At 57.7% G+C, this 14,691-nt stretch carries 14 protein-coding genes; all 14 read right to left on the reverse strand.

All coding sequences use genetic code 11. The features are described from left to right. Positions 1–297: 297 nt before the first annotated feature. Positions 298–1,158 (reverse strand): VOC family protein, encoded by an 861-nt coding sequence (locus EX31_RS24025; RefSeq protein ID WP_037037221.1) that lies wholly within the window; start codon positions 1,156–1,158, stop codon positions 298–300. Continuing rightward, positions 1,151–2,260 carry an alkylhydroperoxidase domain protein gene (locus EX31_RS24030; RefSeq protein ID WP_037037223.1) on the reverse strand — a complete coding sequence of 370 codons (1,110 nt, stop codon included), beginning with the start codon at positions 2,258–2,260 and terminating at the stop codon, positions 1,151–1,153. Before EX31_RS24030 ends, EX31_RS24025 begins: the two co-directional genes overlap by 8 nt. Beyond that, positions 2,257–3,318 (reverse strand): putative FMN-dependent luciferase-like monooxygenase, encoded by a 1,062-nt coding sequence (locus EX31_RS24035; RefSeq protein WP_037037224.1) that lies wholly within the window; start codon positions 3,316–3,318, stop codon positions 2,257–2,259. Before EX31_RS24035 ends, EX31_RS24030 begins: the two co-directional genes overlap by 4 nt. A 27-nt stretch (positions 3,319–3,345) precedes the next feature. Continuing rightward, positions 3,346–4,965: a dipeptide ABC transporter ATP-binding protein gene (locus EX31_RS24040; protein ID WP_037037225.1), complete on the reverse strand. Its 1,620-nt coding sequence runs from the start codon at positions 4,963–4,965 to the stop codon at positions 3,346–3,348. Beyond that, positions 4,962–5,825, reverse strand: coding sequence for an ABC transporter permease (locus EX31_RS24045; protein WP_037037228.1), 864 nt, complete (start codon positions 5,823–5,825; stop codon positions 4,962–4,964). The genes EX31_RS24040 and EX31_RS24045 overlap by 4 nt, the downstream gene beginning before the upstream one ends. Continuing rightward, positions 5,822–6,781, reverse strand: coding sequence for an ABC transporter permease (locus EX31_RS24050; RefSeq protein ID WP_013576315.1), 960 nt, complete (start codon positions 6,779–6,781; stop codon positions 5,822–5,824). Before EX31_RS24050 ends, EX31_RS24045 begins: the two co-directional genes overlap by 4 nt. Before the next feature lie 17 nt (positions 6,782–6,798). Next, positions 6,799–8,439 carry a TIGR04028 family ABC transporter substrate-binding protein gene (locus tag EX31_RS24055; protein WP_037037231.1) on the reverse strand — a complete coding sequence of 547 codons (1,641 nt, stop codon included), beginning with the start codon at positions 8,437–8,439 and terminating at the stop codon, positions 6,799–6,801. Positions 8,440–8,693: 254 nt separating this feature from the next. Then, positions 8,694–10,043, reverse strand: coding sequence for a pyrimidine utilization transport protein G (gene rutG, locus EX31_RS24060; RefSeq protein ID WP_037037234.1), 1,350 nt, complete (start codon positions 10,041–10,043; stop codon positions 8,694–8,696). A 31-nt stretch (positions 10,044–10,074) separates the two neighbouring features. Beyond that, positions 10,075–10,701: an NADH-dependent FMN reductase RutF gene (gene rutF / locus EX31_RS24065; RefSeq protein ID WP_072012302.1), complete on the reverse strand. Its 627-nt coding sequence runs from the start codon at positions 10,699–10,701 to the stop codon at positions 10,075–10,077. A 30-nt stretch (positions 10,702–10,731) separates the two neighbouring features. Beyond that, positions 10,732–11,322, reverse strand: a complete 591-nt coding sequence (locus EX31_RS24070) for a malonic semialdehyde reductase (protein ID WP_037037236.1) — start codon at positions 11,320–11,322, stop codon at positions 10,732–10,734. Next, positions 11,307–12,146, reverse strand: coding sequence for a pyrimidine utilization protein D (gene rutD, locus EX31_RS24075; RefSeq protein ID WP_037037239.1), 840 nt, complete (start codon positions 12,144–12,146; stop codon positions 11,307–11,309). Before rutD ends, EX31_RS24070 begins: the two co-directional genes overlap by 16 nt. A gap of 42 nt (positions 12,147–12,188) precedes the next feature. Then, entirely contained in the window at positions 12,189–12,575 is a 387-nt protein-coding gene (gene rutC / locus EX31_RS24080; RefSeq protein WP_013576309.1) for a pyrimidine utilization protein C, read from the reverse strand. Positions 12,576–12,601: 26 nt separating this feature from the next. After that, a complete protein-coding gene (gene rutB, locus EX31_RS24085; protein WP_197060754.1) occupies positions 12,602–13,354 on the reverse strand; it encodes a pyrimidine utilization protein B in 753 nt (250 codons plus the stop codon). Then, positions 13,351–14,442: a pyrimidine utilization protein A gene (gene rutA, locus EX31_RS24090; protein WP_015690205.1), complete on the reverse strand. Its 1,092-nt coding sequence runs from the start codon at positions 14,440–14,442 to the stop codon at positions 13,351–13,353. Before rutA ends, rutB begins: the two co-directional genes overlap by 4 nt. Positions 14,443–14,691 lie beyond the last annotated feature (249 nt).

Here is a 14,691-nt window from a genome sequence, read left to right on the forward strand (position 1 = left end):
GGCGTTGGGCCTTATTAAATAGACGGTTGGGGATTTAGACGTTTAGCCGTCTAAGACTCGCAGTAGCAGAGTTTTAACATATCAGGGAATTTAAGCAACAAAATAAAAGTGATAACTAAGAGCGAAAAGATCTAAAGTCTTCAGCGGAAACTCGATCGACTCCCTCCCCTGCGAAGGGGAGGGTTGGGGTGGGGTATTAAAGACAAATCAGCGGGTTAAGTTACCGGACAGGCATTTGCGTTAATACTTAAAACCCCCTCCCGGCCTCCCCCTTCGCAGGGGGAGGAGAAAAGCAGATCATTCCTCGCTGAATCCAAGCGCCACCCCAAGCCCGTCCGCTGCCCGGACAGACACACGGTTAACGTCATCCCTGAAAGGTATTTCCCCCACCAGCAAACTATTCCGTACTGCCTCCAGCGACCGCGTGGCGAATTCCAGTCCGACCATGCGGGCGCTGCCGTTCTCGCCTTCCGGCACAATGCCGAATTCAGCGGTGGCTTGCTCCGGTGTGATAAACCGGACGGTGGCGCGGCCTGCGCGCAGCACGACTTCCTGCGGTTTGAACTCCAGCGCACTGACACCAAACAACTCGCCGTATACCTGCGCGGCTTCCTGCGGATTTGCCGCAGAAATCACGAAACCGGTGATATCGGCAACACCGTTCGGGTGGTGTTGCCATTCGTTGCGCCACACCAGTTCCGGCGTCAGATGATGACAAAAGAAACTGCGGCCATTCGGTACGCGGCTGGCGGCCAGCGGTACGGTGCGGAATCGCGCATTCGGTGAAGTGCCGTCGTTGAGCCCGACGGGGCGGAAGAACTCCGCCGGTGCGGAACCGGCAATATCTTGCTGTTGCAGATGTTCGTATACCGCCGATGAATTCTGCGTTTTCCACACCAGACCGGTCAGGCCGAGCGGCGCCTGCCACAGGTCTTTGCGGGTGTGAGCGTTGCCCGGCTCATAGCCGAGCAGTTCCAGATAGTTTTCGCCGAAAATCGCCAGATGATTACTGGATCCCAGCGAATGATGCCCGCGCGGCGTGAGATGAAACCCCAGACGGCGGAACTGCTGCCCGGCCTGATCCAGTTGTTCGGCGACGTTGATCACCACGTGATCAAGCTGCGGGCGAAGGGGCTGCGGATGTTGTGCTTCAGTCATTAAACGGTTCTCCCAGCGTTAACATCAGACGGTTGGCCCAGGCGAAGAACGCCGCAGACTGCGCCAGATCGACAATCTCCAGCTCACTTAAACCCTGCTCGCGCAGCGCCGCAATGTGCTGCCCGGTGGCGACCGGGGGGGTAGCGGAAAGCGCGGCGGCGAAATCAATTTCGGCTTGCCAGCGCGGGGATTGCTCTTTGCTGAGAATGCCGCCCGGCGGGGTGTCGATCAGGCGCTGGACATCTTCCGTCTGTTTGGAAAGCTGGCTGGCTTTGCGTGAATGCACCGAGGCGCAGTAAATACAGCCGTTAATTTTGCTGGCAACCGTCGCCGCCAGTTCGCGCTCTTTGCGCGGCAGCCCGCCGGAGGTGTAGAAAATCCCTTTGTCGGTCAGCGTGCGCTGTTCGAGTACCGGTAAATTGCGGCCTAACAGGCGGAAATAGTCAGAATCGGTATGGCCGAATTTCGCCAGTATCGCCTGCTGGGCTTCATCAAATTCTTCCAGTTTTTTCGCCGGGATCCACGGCTCCCAGCCCAGTTCTTCCTGGGTAAAGGCCTGTGGTGCATCGCGGCCGCTGTGCGTGTTCGGTTCGGTGCGCCAGAACGCGGCACCGACCGGCTTATTGCTGCCGTTCTCCACCGGCTTGCCACCGATCAGACGGTAGCTGCGCAGCACGCGGCTCTGGAAACTGACGAAGGCGATCAGTTGCGACAGCGTGACAATGGCATCCACCGACCAGCCGGCTTTTTTCAGTGCCTGCAAATGCGCCGGAGTCGCGCTGGCGGGTTTGAAGCTCAGACGTTCACCGTGGGTCAGTGCCGCGTCGAGGCGCGCGCTTTCGTCGATATCCGGCAAATCCTGCAAACGCTCTGAATAGTGGTTAGTCAGTTGCGAATCGCCGTGCCAGCGCGCGACGTTTTGCGCCAGCCGCAGGCGCTCAGCCAGTGAGAAATCCACGCCATCCTGTTCGGTAAACAGCGCGTCATAGCTGCCCTGTGCGTGACGGGTGGCGGCGTCGCGGGTATCGCGAGCCTGTTTCAATGCGGAATCCGGGGCAATATCGGCCAGTTTTTCCAGCAGGTCGGTCGAATAGGTAGTCATAGGGCTTCCCTTGAGAATGAGGAATCGGCAGAAGAGGTGGAAACACTGCGTTGCGGCGTGCGGCGAACCCAGCCGAGCGCGGGCGCAACGTGACGGGCAATCAGTTCGATGGAGCGTAAAATATACGGATGCGGCGGATCGATGGAATGCACCTGAAACGCCAGATCGGTGACGCGGGCCAGCGCGGTATCGGCCTGCAACGTTGCGGTCACCTGCGCTGGCGTGCCGAGATGCACGTCGAAGGCGCGGATGTAATCATCCAGCGTGTCGCCTTGCACCGTCTGTCCGCTGGCACGGTGATTTTCGGCCTGACGGCGTAAGCCTTTTTGCGCCAGCTCACGCGCTTCATCGCCATTTTCGGTGACGAATGCGGTACGCGAACCCATGATACGCGGCGCTACGCCTTCCGGCAGTGCATCCAGATAGGCATCAATGATCGGGTTTTGCAGCTCATCGAGACGCAAATCCGGCGCGTCCGCCGGACGTGGCTGGGTGCGCGAGAGCATCAGTCCGTCGCCGGATTTACCGGCACGTGCGCCGCCGTCCACCGAGAAAGTCGCCTGCCAGACGCGGTTCGCCAGTTGCGGCGCCGCCGGATATAAGCGGTTATCGGTGCCCGCCAGCGGTTCGCCACGCCAGGCGGTGAGCAGGGTTTGCAGATTGTTGCCAAATGCCGTACCGCGATCCTGACTTTCCAGCCCGAAGGGCGGGAAGGATGACGGCGTACCGCCCGAGCCTAAACCAACCTCAAGCCGTCCGCCGGAGAGTAAATCCAGCACGGCGGTGTCTTCGGCAACGCGCAATGCGTTCTCCATCGGCAGGGTGATTACGCCGGTGCCGAGACGGATAAAGCGGGTATGCGCCGCGACCTGCGCAAGAAAAACCAGTGGCGCAGGCAGGCCGCCCTCGGCTTCATGAAAATGGTGCTGCGCGACCCACGCGGAATCAAAACCTAACTGTTCGGCATGAATGATTTGCTCGGTCGCCAGCCGGTAACGTTCCTGCGCACTGGTGTTGTCCAGCAGGCGGGTGAAAAATCCAAGACGTTTACTGCTCATAATGTCCCTCTTGTTTCATGGTCTGGTTTATGCGGCGCGGTGGCGACCGGGAATAGCATCGATAAGCTGGCGGGTGTAATCGCTGGACGGCAGGGCGAAAACGTCTTCCACATTGCCGGAATCCACCTGCTGCCCGCGGTTTAACACCGAGACGCTGTGTGAGATTTGCCGGACGGTGGCCAGATCGTGCGAGATAAACAAATAGGTCAGGCCGAGTGAGTCCTGTAACTGCTGAAGTAACGTCAGGATTTGCGCCTGCACGGTGACGTCGAGCGCCGACGTGGCTTCATCCAGGATCAGCACTTTCGGCTCTAAAATCAGTGCGCGCGCAATCGCCACACGCTGGCGCTGACCGCCGGACAGTTCGCGAGGTTTACGGCTGAGTAATTCTTCCGGCAGCGCCACGCGGCGGGCGATATCCAGCACCCGTTCACGGCGCACGGCAGCCGGGATTTTTTCGAAATTCAGCAGCGGTTCTTCGATCACGCGAAACAGCGTTTGCGACGGATCCAGCGAGGCGAACGGGTTCTGATATACCAGCTGGATTTTCTTGCGCAACTGCCGCAAGGCTTCACCTTTTAGCCGTGTGATATCTTCACCGTCGATCAGTACGTGTCCGCTGTCCGGTTTCTGAAAACCGAGCAGAATGCGCGCCAGCGTGGTTTTGCCGGAGCCGGATTCGCCGACCAGCGAATGGGTGGTGCCGCGCGGAATGCTGAATGACACGTGATCCACCGCGCGGAACGCCGCCTGATGTTTGCCACCCAGCGTGAAATCATGGGTGATGTTTTCGACCACCAGCACCGGATCTTCCGCTGCGCGAAGTTGTGCACGGTGACGGCCGGAAAGGGCCGGGGCATCGGCGAAAAGCTGGCGGGTGTAATCACTTTTCGGTGCATCCAGCACCTCGCGTGTGATGCCCTGTTCCTGCACTTTGCCGTGACGGAACACCAGCAACCGGTCGGCGCGTTCGGCAGCAATCGCCAGGTCATGCGTCACCAGCAACACGGCGGTGCCGGATTCGCGGCGCAGTTCGTCGATCAGATCCAGAATGCGTTTTTGCACCGTGACGTCCAGCGCGCTGGTCGGCTCATCGGCGATGATCAGCGCCGGTTGCAGCGCAATGGCAATGGCGATTAAAACGCGCTGTTTCATGCCGCCGGAAAGCTCGTGCGGATACTGTTTCGCCCGCTGTTCCGGGTGCGAAAGACCGACGCGTGACAGCAGTTCCACCACGCGGGCGTCGCGCTGTACACGCGGCAGGCGCTGATGGATATCAAGAATTTCCGCCACCTGCGAACCGATGGTTTTCACCGGATCCAGCGAACTGGTCGGATCCTGCGGAATGAGGCTGATGCGCGCACCGCGCAGGGCATCAAGACGGCGCTGCGACCACTGGCTGATGTCGGTGCCGTTCAGGCGGATTTCGCCCTGTTCGATATGGCCGTTCTCTGCCAGCAGACCAATGATCGCCTGCGCGGTGGTGGTTTTCCCTGAGCCGGATTCGCCGACCAGCGCCAGCACCTCCCCGGCGTTAATGGAAAACGATACGTTATGCACCACCGGTTTGCCGTCGTAGCCAATCGACACGTTTTCCAGTTCGAGAACCGGCGGAGCGTCATGCGTAAAAGTGGCCTGTGCGTTCATCGCGTTCTCCTGCGTAATGACTGGCTGATGCGGTTGGCGGAAAGCACCACTAAAACCACCACCACGCCGGGGAAGGTGGTCAGCCACCAGGCGGTGGAAATGTAGTTACGGCCTTCGGCAATCAGTAATCCCCATTCCGGCGTCGGCGGCGGTGTGCCGTAACCGAGAAAACTCAGGGTGGAAATCGCCAGAATGGCACTGCCGAACTGCAGTGCAGAAAAGGCAATCACCGAGGTCAGCGAGTTGGGCAAAATGTGTCGCCACAAAATGGAGAAAAAGGAACCGCCGCTGCCATACGCCGCTTCGACGTAATCGCTGTGACGTACCAGCACCACTTCAGCACGTGCCAGTCTGGCGAAGTTGGCAACCGACGTCACACCGACGGCAATCGCCGCATGAACCGTGCCGAAGCCGAGCAGAATAATCACGCTCAGTGACAACAGCAGGCCGGGAATTGACAGCAATACGTCATTGATGCGCATGACAATGGCGTCCACCAGACCGCCGCTGGCACCCGCCGCCAGCCCTAACGCGGTGCCGAACACCAGCCCGAGCGCCACCGCAACCAGTGCGCCGGAAAGGGAATGCGATGCGCCATACACAATGCGCGCGTACACATCGCGGCCGAGCTGATCCGTGCCCAGCCAGTGTCCGGCCTGCGGCGCCAGACGCTGCGCCCCGGCAATCCCTTCGGTACCGCTGTAATCCGTAAATAAGCCGGGGGCAATCGCCCACAAAATGACGGTCGCCATCACCAGCCAGGCGAGAATTAACCCCGGCTGCAGGCGGGCGGGTTTCCAGCGGCGGCGCTGTGTCACCGGCAACGAGAGAATACTTTTGCCAAGCGGTAAACTGCTCATGCGGTGGCTCCTCCTGAATGTTTAGAGGCAGAGGTTTTAAGGCGCGGGTCGAGCAGCGGATACAGCAAATCGACCAGTAAATTGATGCCAACAAAGGCGGCGGCGGAAATCACCACAATCGCCTGCAACACGGCGACATCCTGATTATTCACTGCCTGCTGGGTCAGTTGCCCGAGGCCGTTAAGACCGAAGACGGTTTCGGTGATCAGCGCTCCGGCAATCAGTTCGCCAAACAGCAAACCGGCAATGGTCAGCGCCGGAAGCAGGGCGTTGCGCGCCACATGACGCCACAACACGCCGCTGCGGCTGGCACCTTTGGCGCGGGCGACGGCGACAAACGGCTGGGTTTGCACCTGATCAATACTGCGGATGAGGATCTGCGCCAGCGGCGCGGAAATCGGTACCGCCAGGGTGATAACCGGCAGAATCAGCCCGACCCATTCACCCGGATTAATCACCGGGATCCAGCGCAGATGGAACGAGAAAAACTGAATCAGCGCGATGCCCAGCCAGAAGGTCGGGATGGAAATAAACAGCGACGGCACCGCCTGCAAAGCATTTTTCAGCCAGCCGAAATGCAGCAGGCTGGAGAGAAATGCCAGCGCAAAAGCCACCACGGCGGCCAGAGCAAAACCCATCAGTGCCAGACGCAGTGTCGGCGGAAAGTTACTGCTGAGTAATTCGGTGACCGGTACGCCAGCCTGAATCGAGTAACCCAGATCCCCGCGCAGAAAATTGCCCAGCGTATGCAGATATTGTTGCCAGACCGGCACATCCGCGCCGTAAGCGGCACGCATATCGGCGATTTGTGCCGGGCTTAATCCCATGTCCGGGTTCTGGAATTTAATCAGAATCGCGTCACCGGGCAGCACCTGCAACAGGATGAAGGAGACGGTAAACGCCGCCCACAACACCAGCAAAGCCTGCCCGAATCGACCGCTCACGTATCGGCTCATGATTTACTCCCCGTCAGTTAATGCTTTTCCAGCCAGGCGCCGTAGAAGCTCGGACGCCCGACCGCTTCAAAGCTTACGCCTTTGAAATACGGCGCACCGGCAAACACCTGCGGCTCTTCGAAAATCGGAATGACATACGCCTGATCGAGCAGGTAGTTCTGCACGTCGCCGGTCAGTTCAAGCCGTTTTTTCGGATCGACTTCGGCAGAAATCGCGGTCAGCAGATCGTTAAGTTTGTCGTCGCGGAAGCTTTTCACTTTGCTGCTCAGGCCGCCTTTTTGCAGCAGCGCATCGCGGTTGGTCGGGTAGAAGGAGCTTTTGATGACGTCCGGATCGGCGCGTCCGACTTCCACCACGTTAGCCGGGGTTTTCTCCGGATCGAGGTTATCCGCTACGCGGCTGCCCGCGTCGCCTGCCAGAATATTCAGCTTCGCGCCGACCTGGCTCCATTGCTGGGACACCAGCTGCAACACCTCTTTGTTCTGCGGCTGTGGCAGCGATTCATAAATAGTCAGTGACAGCGTTTTGCCTTCTTTCTGGCGGATGCCGTCCGGGCCTGGTTTCCAGCCCGCCTCATCGAGCAGCTTTTTGGACAGCGTCGGGTCGTAGGTCAGTTTGTGGCTCAGATCGACATAACCGGCTGCGGTTTTGGCAATCACCGAAGTGGCCTGCGGATAGTTTGGTGAGAACAGTGTATCGACCACCTGTTTGCTGTTGGTGGCGTGCAGCAGCGCCTGACGCACTTTCAGATCCGACACCAGCGCGTTGTCCGGACGGAACGAAATGCTGTCGTTAACGCCTTTGGTCGGCGCGGCATAAAGCGGGAAGTTCTGGTCTTTGGCCTGTTTCTCGTCATACGCCTGAACCTGACGGATGAAATCAGCCTGACCCGCCAGCAGTGCGCCGATACGCACGCTGTCTTCACCGGTCACGATCACTTTGATGCCGTCGAGGTTAGCGCGACCCTGCTGTTTAAGGTTTTTCGGCCCCCAGTTGTAATCCTTGCGGGCAGCCAGATCGACTTCACGCCCCAGCGTTTCTTTGCTGACCACAAACGGGCCGGAACCGATGATGTGCGTGGCGTCGCCCAGCGCATCAAAATTACGATCCAGCGTGCTCAGCGACACCAGACCGGAGCCAATAGTTGCCGTGCCCTGCAGGAATCCCGGCGAGGATTTTTTGAAATAGAACTTCACGGTCAGCGGATCAACCACTTCGCTGTGATCGTAATTGTTGATGACTTCGGAGACCGGCAGGTGATGCTCTTTGTTGCCCAGACCGTAAGTATCAAAGTTTTTGGCGACCGCGTTGGCATCGAGCGGCGTGCCGTCGGAGAAGGTCACGCCCGGACGCAGTTTAAAGGTGTATTCGGTTTTATCTGCGTTGAATGACCAGGATTCAGCAATCCAGGGTTCAATCTCCAGCGTCTTCGGATTCTGATAAGTCAGTTTGTCGGTGATCTGATTGAGTATGCCGCCGTTCGGGTAGAAGCCACCTGCGGGCGGATACAGGTTGGTGTGCGCCTGCTGTTCAAGATAAATCAGCGTGCCGCCCTGAACCGGTGTGCCGTCGGCGGCGATGGCAGAAAACGTGCTGGTGAGAAGTGCCCCTAAAGCCAGTGCGCGGGTCACCGCGTTAATCCGGCGAATGTTCTTCATCGTTAAACCCTTTTTCTTATTGGTCATGGTGACAGGTGATGACTTTGGCGTGCTTAGAACCAAAGTGCTGAACCCATAACAAACCAATTTAAGAGGGAGGTGAACGAAGGAATTTTGCAATCGTTAGCTGGAAACGGCATTAGGGAGAATGTGCGGGAGGCAGAAAGAAAAAAACCAGCGGCTAATCCGGACGGGTGGACCGGCTAACCGCTGGCGATCATCAAAAATGATGAGCTAAGGAGAAACTGAGGTCGTCAGTGATCTTTTAATGCAGCTTCTGTGCCAGCTTTTATTTCAGGCTGAATTTTTGCCTGTTTGCTGCGACTCAGGAAGGCATTGAGTAAAATGGCACCAAACGTGGCTGTGCCGATGCCGCCCATGCTGAAGCCGCCCAGGCTCAGGGTAAAGTTGCCTGCGCCCAGTACCAGCGTGACCGCCACCATGATCAAATTTCCGTTAAGTCCCAGATCCACCTGGTTTTGTACCCAGATGCGGGCACCTGCCACAGCGATCAGTCCGAACACCACAATCGATGCGCCGCCGAGTACCGGCCCCGGAATGGTGTGGATCAGTGCACCAAACTTGGGCGAGAAGCCCAACACAATGGCAACAATCGCCGCAGCAACAAAAATCAGCGTGGAGTAAATCTTGGTGACCGCCATCACGCCGATGTTTTCGGCATAAGTCGTGACACCGGTGCCGCCCGCCGAGGCAGAAAGTAAGGTTGCCAGACCGTCACCGACAAACGCACGGCCCATGTACGGGTCGAGATTTTTGCCGGTCATACCGGCCACGGCTTTAATGTGGCCCAGGTTTTCCGCCACCAGAATCACCGCCACTGGCGCAATCATCAGCATGGCGTGAGAACTGAACACCGGCGTGGTGATGGCCGGGATGCCAAACCACGGCGCCTGTGCCACAGCGCTGAAATCTACCGGTGTGCCCAGCCCGAGGCCGTTGGTAATGACCATGTAAATCAGGTACGCCGCCACCAGACCGAGCAACAATAACAGGCGCTGCACCAGGCCGCGGGTGAACACCGCCACCGAGCCGATACACAGCACGGTCATTACCGCCATCCAGCTGTCAAATGAAGAGGCCGACACGCTGTTAATGGCAATCGGCGCGAGGTTCAGACCAATTGCCATCACCACCGCACCCGTAACGACCGGCGGCATCAGACGTTCAATCCAGCGCGTACCGGCTGCCATCACCACAAAACCGATCAGCGTATAAATCACGCCGCAGGCAATAATGCCCCCCAGCGCCACGCCGATATTCGGGTTCGCGCCGTGGCCGCTGTAGCCGGTCACGGCGATCACCAGCCCGACAAACGCGGCGCTGGAACCGAGATAACTGGGTACGCGTCCGCCGACCACCAGGAAGAACAGCAGGGTGCCGATGCCCGACATCAAAATCGCCATGTTGGCATCAAAACCCATCAGCAATGGCATTAACACGGTGGCACCAAACATCGCCACCGTATGTTGCAGCCCCATGATTACTGTCGATCCGAACGGCAGCCGTTCATCCGGTGCGATCACCGCGCCATCCAGATTGCCTTCTCTTTTACGCCATTGTGGAAACCAGGAGGTATTTGCCATGCACGACCCTTACTAAGTTGAGAGGATTGAGTTAACAGGCTATCTGACGCATTAGCGGATGATAGCGCCGGTCGAAATACACCAGTCCGTGGCTGTCGTCGTTGCGTCGTAACGCAACGGCTTCACAAAACAAAATGTCGTGGGTGCCGACGCTGGTGATTTGCGTGACTTTGCAGTCAAACGACACCAGCGCGTCGGTGAGGATCGGCGAGCCGGTGGCGAGGCGTTCCCACTCAGCGGCTTCAAAACGTTGCTCCGTCGGCGTTTTTCCACCGAATAAATTGGACAGTGACTCATGGCAATCAGCCAGCGTGTTAACGCACAGCACCTGATTCTCTTTGAAGACCGGATACACCGACGCCGAGCGGTTCAGGCAGACCAGCAATGTCGGCGGCGAATCGGTGACGCTGCATACGGCGGAGGCAGTGAAACCTGCCCGCCCGCCGGGGCCGTCGGTGGTGATGATGTTGACGGCTGAGCCGAGGCGCGCCATTGCATCGCGATACTCTTGTTTTTCAACGGCGGCTTGTTTCTCAACGGCGGCTTGTTTCTCAACGGCGGCTTGTTTCTCAACGGCAGCGTGTTTTTCAACGGCAGCGTGTTTCTCAACGACTGGCATATCGGGAACAGGCAGTGTGGCGTTCAGGGTTGATGGCATGGTCGTGTCCTCAAATTTTTTCATTGATGCTTACAGCACACGGCAGGCGCGGTCGAAATCAAGGCGCGGTGCACGCGGATACACTTTGCTGTGATCGCCGTAGCCGATGTTGATCAGGAAATTAGATTTCCAGCCTTCCTGCGCCAGAAATGTTTCGTCGACTCTGGCGTTGTCAAAACCGGACATCGGCCCGGTATCCAGCCCGAGGGAGCGGCAGGCCATGATCAGGTACGCGGCCTGCAAGCTGCTGTTGCGAAATACCGTGTCATGCGCCAGTTGCGGGCTGGAGGTGAACCACGAACGGGCATCGCCGGAGGGATACAGTTCCGGCAGCAGTTCGTAAAATTCCGGATCCCAGGCAATGATCGCCGTCACCGGCGCAGTCATGGTTTTTTTCAGATTGCCGCCCGAAAGCGCCGGAGCCAGTTTTTCTTTCGCCTCAGGACTCTGAATAAACACGATGCGCAGCGGGCTGCAGTTGGCCGAGGTCGGCCCCATGCGTGCCAGTTGGTAAATCGTTTTCAGTTGTTCGCCGGTGACCGGTTTATCCAGCCAGCCGTTGTGCGTGCGGGCTTCGGTGAATAAGGTTGCCAGCGCGCTGGCGGTTAATGCTTCGGCCATGATGTCTCCGTGGGCAGGTGACCGGACGGCGTAGCGGACGCTTGCGATGAGTGCCGCAGCAGCCAGTCCAGTAAAATCGGGTTAAAGGTTTCCGGGTCGGTCACGCTCATGGCGTGGCCGCCGTACAGCATTTGCGTGTGTTCGCCGTTAGGCAGACGGGAAGCGAGATCGACCGAACGCGACCACGGCACCAGCAAATCGTCTTTACAACTGAAAGCCAGCGTCGGGGTGATCACTTGTCCAAGCGACGCCGTCAGGTCTGAATTCATCAGCGCCTGCAAACGGTGCAGCAGGTTTTCCATCCCCTGAAAATGCGCCACCTGATGCTGGCGCTCTTCCTGCAATAACGCGTCATGTTCAGAAAGCCAGTCACCCGGATACAGAAACAGCGGCTGCGCCTGCACGTAGGCATCGACCCCGCTGTTGAGCAGTAAATTCTGCCGCACTTCAAAGCAGCGCCGCGTCTGGCTGTCGAGCTTTGTCCAGCCGTTAATCACCACCAGACTTTGCAACAGCGCCGGATAACGCAGGGCAAGATGCAGGCCGATAATGCCGCCGAGCGCGTGACCGACCAGATGACAGCGGCTGATTTCCAGCTCATTGAGCATACCCGCCAGTTCATCGGCCATGTCTTCCATCCGGTAACCGGCGGGCACCGTGCCCTGACTGACGCCGGTACCGTGCTGGTCATAGACCACCACGCGGAAATGCTCCGCGAGCATGGCCAGTTGCGGCTGCCAGAAACCACCGGAACCGCCGAGGCCGGAGGAAAGCACGACGGTTTCTGCATCAGCATTTTTCTCACCCAGTACCTTGTAATACATGCTGTTACCTCAGGGAGTTCAGGACAGGTTCCATCGCACGGATTATTTGCCGATATGGGCAATCGAGGCGATTTCAATCAGCGCATCCGGTTTCACCAGCCCGCACTGAATGCAGAACCGTGCCGGTTTTTCGCCCGGGAAGTATTCGGCGTAAACCTGATTTACCGCACCGTAGTTCGCCCAGTCGGTGATGAAAATTGAATTCATGGTGACGTCATCCATTGTGCCGCCCGCGGTTTCGATCACCTTTTTGATGATCTCCAGTACGTGGCGGGTTTGCGCCGCGGCATCGCCGACATGCACGACATTGTTGTCTTTATCAAACGGCAACGTGCCGGAAACATACACCACGCCATCGGCGAGGGTGCCCGGAACAAAAGGTGCCAGCGGAACGCCGCTGCCAGCCGGAATAATGGCGCTTTTAGGCATGGTTAATTGTCCTTTTCAGAAAGCGGTCAGGCCTCGTTTTGTTCAGTTTTGTAACCCACGGCGTCGCAGAAATTACGTACGCTGGAGACCCAGCCAAAGAAGGTTTCAATGTTATAAATCGCCGCTTTTTGTGCGAATTCCGGCCCGGCCTGATGGGTGGCGTCTTCCAGTACCACACCGAAATATTCGAGGAAGAAACCATCACGCAGCGTAGATTCCACGCAGACGTTAGTGGCGATACCGGTGAACACCAGATGGTGAATACCGTAGCTGCGCAGCAGGCTGTCGAGCTGAGTATTGAAGAAGCCGCTGTAGCGTGGTTTGGGCAGGACAATGTCGCCCGGCTGCGGCTGCAGTTCATCCACCAGGTCATAATCCCAGTCACCTTTCGCCAGCAGTTTGCCCATCAGTTCCGGGCGTTTACGCATGGTTTTCAGCGCATTGGATTTATGAAAGTTAGGCGAACCGGCACCGCCAGCTTCGACGTACTGATTGTCCCAGCCGTTCTGGAAGAAAATCACTTTGATCCCGGCGGCGCGGGCAGCGGCAATCGCCACTTTGATATTGGCAATCACTGGCGCGGTGGCGGAGACATCAAACCCCGCCAGATCCAGATAACCGCCCTGTGAGGCGTAGGCGTTTTGCATATCCACCACAATCAGCGCCGTTTGCTGCGGCGTAAAGGCAATGGCTTCAGGACGTGCTGTGAGGATCGTTTCCTCGCCGGTGTTGTGGGGCTCGCGGCGGACCACAGTTTGATTCTCAACAACGTTCATCATGCGACCTCTTTCTGCTCAGTGCCGATGTGCTGGCGGGTTTTCATGAGTGGCTGGATATAACGGCCAAAGTTTTCGATGCCTTCGACAAAATCGTCAAAGGTCAGCAGTACGCCGCCTGCGCCGGGCACGGTGTCGATTTCGTCAAGCATTCTGGCAACGCTGGCGTAAGAACCGACCAGTGTGCCCATATTGATATTGACCGCCGAAGTCGGGTCAGCCATCTGGCGGACGTTGGTATCAGCGCCGGATTTGGTGTCTTTGCTGCTCTGATCGGTGAGCCACGCGAGCGCCTCGGCGTCAGCACCGGATTTATACAAATCCCATTTGGCGCGGGCAGCGGCGTCGGTTTCGTCGGCAATGACCATAAACAGGACATAAGAGGAGACGTCGCGCCCTTCGGCTTCGGCCGCCGTTTTCATGCGTGCGGCGGTCGGTGCAAAGGCGGTCGGTGTGTTAACGCCTTTGCCGAAGCAGAAGTTGAAATCGGCATGTTTGGCGGAGAACGCCATACCCGCATCACTTTGTCCGGCGCAGATCACTTTCATTTCGCTCTGCGGGCGCGGACTGACGCGGCAGTCGTCCATTTTGAAGAATTCGCCGTCGAGTGTGCAGTGACCGGTGCCCCACAGGTCGCGCAGCACGCTGACGTATTCGGTCAGGTAATCATAGCGGCGGCTGAAATAGTCATCGCCCGGCCACATGCCCATTTGCTCGTATTCCGGTTTCTGCCAGCCGGTGACGACGTTCACGCCGAAACGTCCGTTGGAAATGGAATCAATGGTGGCGGCCATGCGCGCCACAATCGCCGGAGGCATCACCAGCGTGGCGGCGGTGGCATAAAGCTGGATGCGGGAGGTCACGGCAGCCAGACCGGCCATCAGCGTGAACGACTCCATATTGTGTTCCCAGAATTCGGTTTTGCCACCGAAGCCGCGCAGTTTGATCATCGACAGCGCGAAATCAAAATGATAATGCTCCGCTTTCTGCACGATGGTTTTGTTCAGTTCGAAGGTCGGTTTGTACTGCGGCGCAGTTTCTGAAATTAACCAGCCGTTGTTGCCGATAGGAATGAATACACCGATTTTCATAGCTCACCTCGGTTGAAAATAAAAATTACCAAAACAAGGGCTTGCGAAAATCTCTGCGCGGCTTGAGTGCGTCCTGCGGGTTCCGAATTGCACCGTGCTGAAATCTCCTGACGGGAAAGCTATTGCAAACGTGATGCCACTTTTAGAATGCGCAGTGTTATCAATGAGTTAAAAATGTGTTTCGTTTTCAGGTGGAGCAAATGGTCTGTTTCAGACCATTTGGTCAAAAATAACTGCACATCTATCAGG

Origin of the sequence: Rahnella sp. WP5 (genome assembly GCF_000745615.1) — a bacterium.
In the GTDB taxonomy this organism is placed as follows: domain Bacteria; phylum Pseudomonadota; class Gammaproteobacteria; order Enterobacterales; family Enterobacteriaceae; genus Rahnella; species Rahnella aceris.

Bases quoted from the DNA above. Each gene is read 5' to 3' on its own strand.
- EX31_RS24050 (WP_013576315.1), bottom strand. From the start codon at position 6,781: ATGAGCCGATACGTGAGCGGTCGATTCGGGCAGGCTTTGCTGGTGTTG.
- rutG (WP_037037234.1), bottom strand. From the start codon at position 10,043: ATGGCAAATACCTCCTGGTTTCCACAATGGCGTAAAAGAGAAGGCAAT.
- EX31_RS24035 (WP_037037224.1), bottom strand. From the start codon at position 3,318: ATGAGCAGTAAACGTCTTGGATTTTTCACCCGCCTGCTGGACAACACC.
- rutD (WP_037037239.1), bottom strand. From the start codon at position 12,146: ATGTATTACAAGGTACTGGGTGAGAAAAATGCTGATGCAGAAACCGTC.
- rutB (WP_197060754.1), bottom strand. From the start codon at position 13,354: ATGATGAACGTTGTTGAGAATCAAACTGTGGTCCGCCGCGAGCCCCAC.
- EX31_RS24045 (WP_037037228.1), bottom strand. From the start codon at position 5,825: ATGAGCAGTTTACCGCTTGGCAAAAGTATTCTCTCGTTGCCGGTGACA.
- rutF (WP_072012302.1), bottom strand. From the start codon at position 10,701: ATGCCATCAACCCTGAACGCCACACTGCCTGTTCCCGATATGCCAGTC.
- EX31_RS24070 (WP_037037236.1), bottom strand. From the start codon at position 11,322: ATGGCCGAAGCATTAACCGCCAGCGCGCTGGCAACCTTATTCACCGAA.
- EX31_RS24040 (WP_037037225.1), bottom strand. From the start codon at position 4,965: ATGAACGCACAGGCCACTTTTACGCATGACGCTCCGCCGGTTCTCGAA.
- rutA (WP_015690205.1), bottom strand. From the start codon at position 14,442: ATGAAAATCGGTGTATTCATTCCTATCGGCAACAACGGCTGGTTAATT.
- EX31_RS24030 (WP_037037223.1), bottom strand. From the start codon at position 2,260: ATGACTACCTATTCGACCGACCTGCTGGAAAAACTGGCCGATATTGCC.
- EX31_RS24055 (WP_037037231.1), bottom strand. From the start codon at position 8,439: ATGAAGAACATTCGCCGGATTAACGCGGTGACCCGCGCACTGGCTTTA.
- EX31_RS24025 (WP_037037221.1), bottom strand. From the start codon at position 1,158: ATGACTGAAGCACAACATCCGCAGCCCCTTCGCCCGCAGCTTGATCAC.
- rutC (WP_013576309.1), bottom strand. From the start codon at position 12,575: ATGCCTAAAAGCGCCATTATTCCGGCTGGCAGCGGCGTTCCGCTGGCA.